This is a genomic window from Pseudomonadota bacterium, from assembly GCA_023229365.1.
Taxonomy (GTDB): Bacteria; Myxococcota_A; Polyangia; order JAAYKL01; family JAAYKL01; genus JALNZK01.
This window is the reverse complement of sequence record JALNZK010000014.1, coordinates 67,391-76,314: the sequence shown is the minus strand read 5'-3', so window position 1 is coordinate 76,314 and position 8,924 is coordinate 67,391. Positions and strand designations below refer to the sequence as shown.

General features: G+C 39.4%; 5 protein-coding genes. All 5 read right to left on the bottom strand.

The window, feature by feature from the left end; translation table 11 throughout:
- Window positions 1–1,017 (bottom strand): hypothetical protein (locus M0R80_10035; GenBank protein ID MCK9459965.1); only part of this gene is annotated, 1,017 nt, incomplete at its 3' end.
- The gene (locus M0R80_10030) at window positions 1,018–4,515 is read right to left on the bottom strand and encodes a hypothetical protein (GenBank protein ID MCK9459964.1); all 3,498 of its coding nucleotides are present in this window, start codon (window positions 4,513–4,515) and stop codon (window positions 1,018–1,020) included.
- Window positions 4,515–4,901 carry a hypothetical protein gene (locus tag M0R80_10025; GenBank protein MCK9459963.1) on the bottom strand — a complete coding sequence of 129 codons (387 nt, stop codon included), beginning with the start codon at window positions 4,899–4,901 and terminating at the stop codon, window positions 4,515–4,517. Before M0R80_10025 ends, M0R80_10030 begins: the two co-directional genes overlap by 1 nt.
- Before the next feature lie 145 nt (window positions 4,902–5,046).
- Entirely contained in the window at window positions 5,047–6,423 is a 1,377-nt protein-coding gene (locus M0R80_10020) for a DUF2341 domain-containing protein (protein ID MCK9459962.1), read from the bottom strand.
- An 81-nt stretch (window positions 6,424–6,504) separates the two neighbouring features.
- The gene (locus M0R80_10015) at window positions 6,505–8,922 is read right to left on the bottom strand and encodes a hypothetical protein (protein MCK9459961.1); all 2,418 of its coding nucleotides are present in this window, start codon (window positions 8,920–8,922) and stop codon (window positions 6,505–6,507) included.
- Window positions 8,923–8,924 lie beyond the last annotated feature (2 nt).

Genomic DNA, 8,924 nt, shown 5'->3' with positions numbered 1-8,924 from the left:
CAAAGGCACAGGATCCGTGACCTCTTCATATGACCCAGAAGCCAATACAGACGCGATTGTCCCGGTTCCATCCCGATTAAGAATTCTATGGCTTATATCTGTTGTGTTGTACCCAGGTTTAAACTCCCAAAGCCCTATTAGTCCTTCGACTCCCCCAGGATAGACCACTGGGCGATATGATGATCCTACTAGGTCCCCATAACTCCCATCTGAAGCGAGTAGCGATTGGATATCTACCCCAGCACCAGCCGATGTTTGATCTAAATAAGTTCCTGGAATCGAAGCACAAAAGTTACTAGGGTTTGTCCTGCCATCTCCGAGGACAACCTGACTGTTTAGCGACGCATATCTGATGTAAAACAACAGTTGTCTCATACAGTAAGTCCAGAAATTTTCACTCCCCCATCCAGTTCCAATTGCATTCCCAGCAGCCTCAAATTGTGCCATTGTGCCGGAAGAACCACTACCAGATAGTGCTTTACTGCCTGACTTGCTAGTAAGTTTAAGCCCGGTCCAATCAGTCGCATAAATTGTATTGGCTGTTCCGTTATCCGCTGTAGTGCCACCATTCGCCCCCGCCATATACGAGCCTACATAGACCTGTTCTGCCGGAGTACTTGAGTGCCCCCGCTGGTTAAACGCGTAATGCCTCGTAAATCCTGCTGATGGTTCAAGACTGATTAACCAATTGTGTTTTGTGCCGTCAGTTTTGATATATTTGAAATGATGCTTCTTGTAACGAGTCATTATGTAATCAGAGGTAAGCGTCAACCCGGTTCCTTTACCATCGCTTCCAAACGTGGCAACACCGGCATCAGTCAACGAGCATCTTCTAATCTGTCCGAAAAGCGGGTGATTTGCAAAATATTTATTCCAGTTATAATCTGTGGGAAGTTCTTCTAAGTCCTCATCGATTCGTTTTAAAGTAGGTGTTGTTTGTGATGAATCCCACTGTACACCGATTATATCATCCAGCCCGTAATACCCACGGCTGAAAATTTGGTTTTGTCTTGTCATTTATATCAACTCCGGACTGCCTGTTGCTCGCAGCACAGTAAACAGCGTGTTTGCAGTCAGACAAAGCAATTTTACCGCCTCATATTGGCTATTGCTATACATGTATCCCCCAGTCCCGGTGGCGGTTATCACACTTCCGAATACGATTTGCTGACTTGCGTTTTGCGATATCCGCCATCCTCCAGCTCCTTTTCCTGCAACTTCAATGATATCTCCAACTACAGCAGTCGCCGGCAATGTAAAAACAACCTGTGCGGCGTTATTTGCGATATACCGCCGGTTTACGGCCATTGCTTGTGTAGTTCCAGTGACTTCGGTCCATGTCTTGACATCATCTGCCAAGGCAGCGTCAGTTATACCGAATCCGGTTAAAGTTGTCGGGTTAGAACCAGCAGTAACCCGGCCTTTTGCATCAACTGTGACTGATTTGTAAGTACCGGCTGTTGCCCCGGAATTGGCAAGAGTCAGGGCTATTGCGGTTGTACCTGATCCGGTTGCATCGCCGGAGACAGCGATCGACTGGTTTGCTGTCAGGTAGGAACTAGTATCAATAACCCAGGTCCCCTCGGCTGTCTTTTTGAGTAATCCAATGGATCCGGTTAATGCGGCTATTGCAGTTAGATCGGCATCAAGTAATTGATAAACGCCCGAATGATCGTGTGATGTAATTGTTCCGGTTAAAACAGCCTCCACCAATGTTTTTGTGATAGCAGTTAGGTATGTATTAGTATCAAGAGCACAAGTTCCGTCTCCAGTTACCCGAATAAGCCCTGATGTGCCTGTAAGGGCTGCTATCGCAGTTAATAATGTATCAATCGGTTGTTTTCCAGCCAAATCAGTTACCAAGTTAGTGACATCGCTCTCTGTATGGGAATGAGATACTGCTGCTCTTGATGTATCTACCGGATGGATATGGTCTATCCTTGCAATTGCATCGATTGATCCAACTGACTGAGTACCGTTGATCTTAACATCGGTTGCAGTAGCCCCATAATTCTTATTAAATGCCGTGTTCTTCGTGGCTATTGTAGGTTCTGCTCCTACATCTACTGCAGCGAGTGCGGTCCCAGCCTTCTTATATGACTGTCCAGATGGAATATTAATAGACCCCGAATCATCAACAGTGACAAGAGAATCCTGAATTATCTTACCTGTTGTAGAATCGAATCTGGAAATAGCGTTATCAGTTGCAGAAGCCGGCCCTATAACAGCCCCGTCTATATTAACCTGTTCGATTGACCAGTTTGCTCCTACACTCGCGTGAGTTCCTGCAGCAGAAGTTACACAACATAATAGGATATCTCCTACTTCAACATTCGGTCCTGAACTGCTTCCAATCTTTCCGGCTACTGAAACTTTGTATACGTCTCCGACTGTAGCAGCAGGGTAGTTAGGAGAAGCGGAACAATCAATAACTCCCTTAAAGATAAGAGGGCTACCAATAGATACAGAAATAACCCCATCTGTGATGGCAATTCCTGTACCTATCTTGACTCCGCCAAGAATTGTACTGGATGCGGTGGGCAGGGTGTAACTATTTGCTGCTAGTGTTTCTAATGCATCTTTTACCGTTGCACCACTAACAGACGAATCGTTTGTAATCCTGCTGGCAGGCTTATAAGTCAACGCCGATCCGGTTAATGCACCCACAACAATAAATACAAGTGCTCCAACAACTGTAGATTTAGATCCACACACTACATTACCAGTTGCTATTACGCCATCTAGCATATTTGGATTTGATGATGTTGACCCGGAAGATGACACATCAATTGCAGGTCCACCAAGCGAATTTGTAACCTGGGTGTTGAGTCCTACAAATGTTCCGCCAGTCGAATTAATTACTGGAGATGAGGCACGTCCTCCGGTAACTGTGACGGTATTTAGAATGACCTGTCCTGCTGATTGCGCAATGGATGGTGCGTCTCCAGTGGAAGCAATGGTTGACAATGCTGCCAGGAACTTCCCAGATGATGACATTGTGAGTGCAGTGACACCTGACGTTCCTGGAATTGCATGTGAGTTCCATGCCTGTATTGTAGCAGTTCCGGTTACAGTCATTGCTCCAGCAACATAAGTATCAATCAAAATACAATTCGCATTAACTGTAAGCGCCCCATTAATAATCATGTAACGCAGTGATGAATTGGCACCAGATGAAACCACTACATTTCCAGTGATTGTTAATGAATTTGCGCCAAATCCTTCAAGACAAACTCCAGATGGTAACGTCACATCTTCTGTATAAGTTCCTTGAATAACTTTAATAGTGGTTCCGCTTGTCGCAATTGCTGTAGCTGCTCCAATAGTCAAAAATGGTTTATCTATGCTACCATCTGGAGTATAACTATCAGTCCGGTTTTTATCGACAAACAGTAATTTTGTAACCTGTGGAGTAAACCCACCAATAACATCATTGAGGGTCTCCATTGCTGTCTGAACGGTTGTGTCTGTAGATGAAAGATTGTTATCAAAATTAGTAGTATCAAGAGCAATACCACCACCATCCGTCAATAAATGTAAAGTCCCACCGGTATTATTCAATACATTTTTGTATCCAGTGAGTAAACTGTTTCCAGCAAACAGTCCATCAGCATACAGTGTAGCACCAGTTTTTAAGTTTGTGGTATTTCTCTCTGGAAATCCACCACCAAGTTCTGCAAGAGTTCCGGATTCTAAATTAATTGTATTACTATCTGCAACTGCTGCACCCATAATTAAATAACAATTATAAGCATTTAGTGTATTTACAGCGTATAATCCACCAACTAAAGCCAAAGTCCCTTTGATTCCAGTGCAGGTAATTGTGTTTTGTAACCATAGACCATTTGCACCAGTAACCTGAACATAACTGTTTGAAAGTTGTCCACTTGTTCCAGTTGCCTCAATAACCATCGTACAATACGACAATCTGCAATCTTTAATTTCAAGCAGAAAGTCTCCAGTTTGTGAAAGATTAATATAACAATCTCTGGTTGCCGATGAAGTTCCAGTAAGATGAATTCCCTGAAGAGTTAAGTGCTTTGAAGTGATATTTAGTGTCCCTTTAAATCCAGCACCTTTACTCATCCCGTGCCCAAAAATACTTATATAATCTTTTGATATATTTAATGTCCCAGTATATTGTTTTCCTAGAGCACACGCAATACCATAAGTATTTGTGATGCTCGGTGTACCGGTTATACTGTCATGTGCATCTTGAACTGATAAATACGGCTTTTCGATCGTTCCATCGGGCGTGTAATCATCAGTTCTAGCATTGTCTACATAGATCGTGTGGGTAACTTGCGGGGTGAATCCACCCGACATTTCATCCAGGGTTTCAAGTGCCTTCTGAACGGTGTCATCAGCCTCAGTTAAATTTCTATTAAAATTAGTGGTGTCAACAGTGACAGACTCAGATGGATGTTGCTCTTCGGCGTCCCGGTTTGTTAAAACTCTATGATCTGTTGTTCCACTACCTCCACCACTTGAAGGATTTGGAGGAAATGACACCATTATACAACTCCCCCATGTTCAGATATACATAGCGTCATAGTGCACGTCTGACTATACTTAAGATTTAATGTCCACGGTCCTTCGTTTGTTTTAGCCCGCATTGTAATCTCAAATATATTGAAATAACCGGCAGTACATGTATAACATACTCCGCTATCAGTTACAGTCCCAGCTGCATTTGTAAATACCGCACTGACTAATCCAGACACAGATGGCAATACCTCAACAGTATATGCAACAAATCCAGTTTGATTTGGTTTTATATCATTACCGGTGTATCCAGGATCAGTTAACAAAATGTCTGCTGCACTAATTATCGCGGTGTTTGCAGTCACAGCCTTTTTGAGTAGACCCACTCGAAGGATAGAACGATTGTCAACTCCCATAATATCAGTATATGGCAGTTTACATGAAATATAGTAATCGGGGTATTACATCTCACGTTTGTAATCTCATAGTGAAACAAAAAGATAAATTAATTTATTACTACAGATTTTAAATTTGTGAGCCTAAATTATATAACATGTGGTCTTATTCCTGCTCGTCTCCATTACTTGACACCTTGATTAATTCACTACATATAGCCACATCTTCTATAACCTGGCAATTGGTATTTGTCCTGTAGTGCAGTGCTCTTACAATCATCTGTCCGGTTGCCTTTATCTTACCACCAATCAAATTCCCATATTCATCCAGTCGCTTACCACAGCTCCCGCCATACTCATCAACTGCTGCTCTATCCATGTCATTGCCGTTAAACACCTTGATTAGTTCAGTTACGACATATCCTCGTATTGTGGTGTCGATCAATTCAATTACTTCCTGTGCAAGGTATATAATCGGATTGATTATGGAATCAGACACAGTAATTATTTCGTGTAGTATTCTTGTGTGGAGTAATCTCGTTGCTGTGTCTGATATCGTAATGATTTCAAACGCAGATCCGGTATCAACTTCGCCACATGGAATATCCGTCAATGCAATAGTCTCCGATGCAATGTACACATCAATGTTAAAGGTTTCAGTTCCCCAAGTTGAATGAGTGGGTTCTGTTGCCGCATATTTCCTTACTACGATCCAATCGTTGGTATGTGTTCCACCATTACATGATCCTATACTAACTTTGGTATTTGCCGGTGAATTGCATGTATGAGTTACAACTAATGAACCATCTACATAAAATTTAGTATTTACACTTGGATTGTATTGAATTTCAAATATCTTGTAACCTGTCGTATATATATTTGCAGCCCCAAATCCTTGAGATTCTGTTAAAACAGTAAGTGGATATGATCCAATTGATGTTAATATTGCTCGCCCAGTTCCTATTGTGTCTGATAATTGAAATCCACACATTTGATATAAAGCCCATGGTGTTGACGCAACTATAGAGCATCGGGTTCTAATGGCGTAGGGGGTAGTAGATGTGGATAATGTAACATTTGAAAATATATATTTCCACGTTTCTGACGTGGTATTATACATGTAAGATAGGATACCATTTGAAATGGTTCCATATGTAGTATCGCCGGTCCATTTAGATAATGTTGACCCTTCAAAATCATCAAAGAATTCAAAAACACTATCTCCATTACTCTCACTTACCGCACTACCATTTCCATAATAAACATAAATCGTAGTAGACGTAGTAATTGAATCAATCTTTACCCAAACAACTGCACTAACACCACTTGTATAACTTTCAATCCAATAGGGAAGTGCTGCGCCTGAACTATTTGTAAATCTAATATCACTAAAATCTACATTACAATGAGAATTAAGATAAACAGATGATCCGCTATCGGTTCCACTACCATAGTAAACTGTTAATTTAACTTGATAATCAGTTAAAGTGCTTGCTGATGTTATAACGTGACTTTTATTGTATAACCAATCATCATACACCATAATCAACACCTATACAACTGAATATTAATAGATTTAGTCCAACCACCCAATGTCATTGCTAATGATTGTGTTATTTACATGTTATAAATATGTAGTCATTAATATACTCGATAGTGTTGTCCCAGAGTCTAATATTGATCCAGGTAATATATCATTTTCATTATAACTGTTTCCTTTGCAATCTACAATTTTCATATTTGATGCTTCTATACTAATATTGTATACAGATCCTCTTGGTGTTTCATCAGATACATAATACTTAAAATAAACCGTAGTTTTTGGGGCATATATGTATGGTATATTTGTAACCGGGGTTGATAAAAGTGTTAATGTGACAACTTGTTGAAGCAATCCATTTGTTAAAGGATAAGATAATGTTCTTGATGCTAATAGACCATTTCCACAGTCAAAACTACACTCAAGTCCATTATTAAAAAATCCTGCTGTTGTTGTGATTGTTGCTACTATGGTTCCAGTTACTATAGCATCTCTACCTGCAATTGGACCTATATATCCTATATTTACTGGATCTGGACTATGAGACTGCCCAGACATCCACCCCCACCATGATGACCATCCAGACGATGTAAATGAATCTGTTACGTGTGCCGATCTATCTGATAACCCCTCACTAGAATCTCCAATATGAATAATATTTGTTACGGTTATTAAATTATTAACCTGATCTACTGATTCCACATCTGCTATATAAGTTCCTTTATAAATATATAATGTCATACCGTATGCTGAACGAACATCTATGTATAGTTTTATAGTTTTTCCAATTTGACAATTAGATGATTTAACTGTGAGTGCTGGAGATATGGTATGTATATAATTTTTACAAACTTTAACAGATCTTGTTCCCACGCAATTATTTAAATAATCAAAGTCAAATGTGCTCGTTGTCACCGGGTTAGTTGTAGCGCCTAATGATGAAAAAGTTGCAGTAAATGAAATGCCATCTCTGTTTGGATATTGTAATGCTATTGTATTAAACTGTGGTAGCGAACTCAATAAACTTTCACCGGTGCATCCATCATATACATCTAATATTTCAATTGAGGCAGATAATGTTTTATTTAATATCGCACCATCGCAGTTTTCGTATTCTATAATTATACCAAAATAGAATATATAACCCGTATCATATGTATAATATTCATAATCCAGTTCCGAGAAATCAACATCTAATGAGATGCTTTTTGTATCTTCCCCGAAATATTCATATATAAAAACACTATATCCAGTTCCGCCAGTACACTCACATCTTACATAGTACATGCCCCCGTTTGTTCCATAACTATTTATTGTTGGGGCGTCGTGAGTTAATGTGAATTTCATCTTTACTCTAGTATTTCCAGTAGGGAGCCATAATGGGCATGAGATATCAACATTTCCCAATATGCGTTGTTGTGTCAGACATATTTTACCAAGGGTTATTGAGGTAGATAATTTAAGAGGGCCACCATATCTAAATGCATTAGTATTTTCACTGGATATACTTCTGAACGGTATTGTATTTCTATTCACTGTTAATTTATTAGTAACGCTATCAAATGATTCAATTTCAAAAGGATATCCATGTGTAGTCACTGTTTTTCCAGCAATATTGCTGTCAATGCTTACAACTTCATCATCCAAATATGACCATATAGCGACAGTGTCACATTCGATCTTATATTCTACAATTAAATCATAGTCAGCAGTAGATTGAAACCATTCATAAGTTTCTATTAGGTGTTCTGTAGTTCCATCATCGTCTAAAAAATATAAATTGAATTTGTAATTTGACATATCTAATGTCATTGAAAATGGGCAAAAACTTGTAACTGGAATTGTACCTGATTTTTTAAATACACATGCTGAATTACCTAGATTCTTACCATATCCATGTTTAATAGATGTGCCATATATTTTAGTTTCACTGCCAACTGCCTTTAGATATAACCTATCGCAAATATAACAATTCAAACACTGACAAGTTGGACACTTTTTACAGCAATCAATTACAACAGAACCTCTACTTTCACTTACATCTTCTTTAAATACATACGATGTTGTAGCGTATGTCATTGTGCTACCACTTGCCACCCCATTCAACTTAACCCAAGTAGGAACACTTGACTCTTTATGTGCCGATTTCGCTGTATTAAACCACAAACTCATTGCTTGTGTCGCAGCAACATCACCATAAGTCTCAATCACAATACGTTTATTGTCGTTCTTACAAATACGAACTTCAAATGCAGCAGCAGGAAGTAATGCAGTTAAAGTTAAAAAATATAGCAAACTGAAATTACCGCTATGCTCAAACCCACATTGGTAGAAACTTAAATCAGATCCAACCACTATAGATGACGCAGTTGATGGTGATTCAGTTTCACTTCCTAGAACAATTGCAAACCTATCTAAATATATTTGACAATTTCCAACTAGTGTTCCGTAATCTCTTTGTTGAGATCCTCTCATAATTATGTCATCAAATTCTGTTGTCATAA

Excerpts from the sequence above, each read along its gene's own strand:
- M0R80_10025 (MCK9459963.1), bottom strand. The coding sequence starts at position 4,901 with ATGGGAGTTGACAATCGTTCTATCCTTCGAGTGGGTCTACTCAAAAAG.
- M0R80_10030 (MCK9459964.1), bottom strand. The coding sequence starts at position 4,515 with ATGGTGTCATTTCCTCCAAATCCTTCAAGTGGTGGAGGTAGTGGAACA.
- M0R80_10015 (MCK9459961.1), bottom strand. The coding sequence starts at position 8,922 with ATGACAACAGAATTTGATGACATAATTATGAGAGGATCTCAACAAAGA.
- M0R80_10020 (MCK9459962.1), bottom strand. The coding sequence starts at position 6,423 with ATGGTGTATGATGATTGGTTATACAATAAAAGTCACGTTATAACATCA.